The following is a 654-nucleotide window of genomic DNA, read 5'->3' on the forward strand; positions in this document are numbered from 1 at the left end:
GTATCAGGGCTAGCCACCTGGAGCTTTGGCATGATGATGAGCTGAGAGGGTGACAACATAGCTAGACCCCCTGCCTCACAAGGGATAGAGCCTCTAGCCCTCGTTGAAAATGGAGAGATTTGTGAGGCTTCAACGCCATGAGCGCCAACATCCAATCTCTCCAGAGCAGCAGGGATTGACTCCAAGCATAACCGGATAATCCGAGGGAAAACACTATGATGAGGAAAACCTTGAGGGGTCAGGTCTGAACGACCTAAATAGGATTGGACGTGAGATTCAAGGAGACGCTGACCCGAACGAGTTGCTAACCAATAGGCTAAAGTCATGAGCAAAATGAGCGCCAAAAGTCGCGGAGGACTGACTCGAGTTGACTCAAGATTGTAGCCGCCACTTTTGCAGTCTCGGAACATCATTTCAATGCCCCAACGCGCTCTGTAAATTTGGCGAACTAATTAAGCATCTGAGGGTGCATCCCAGTTTTGCAATGAGTAAGAGTACTTAGAGCGGTTTGAGAGAAGGGAGTTAAGCTAAAAGGAGTTGCCCAAGTCGGAGTCAAGCCTAGCTCATGGATGCTGAAAAACGTCGCCAAATTCAAGCTCACGCTCGAGCGATTGCCGCTCTACTCTACGAAGGAAGTGACCCAGAAGAGATTCA

The 654-nt window shown here is 49.4% G+C and carries 1 pseudogene; it reads right to left on the minus strand.

Annotation, left to right across the window (positions count from 1 at the left end):
- Positions 1–61: 61 nt before the first annotated feature.
- Positions 62–452: pseudogene (locus GEI7105_RS39750) on the minus strand (IS4 family transposase); the annotation flags it as partial.
- Positions 453–654: the final 202 nt, after the last annotated feature.

The sequence above is a fragment of the Baaleninema simplex PCC 7105 genome, from assembly GCF_000332355.1.
Lineage (GTDB): Bacteria > Cyanobacteriota > Cyanobacteriia > Cyanobacteriales > Geitlerinemataceae > Baaleninema > Baaleninema simplex.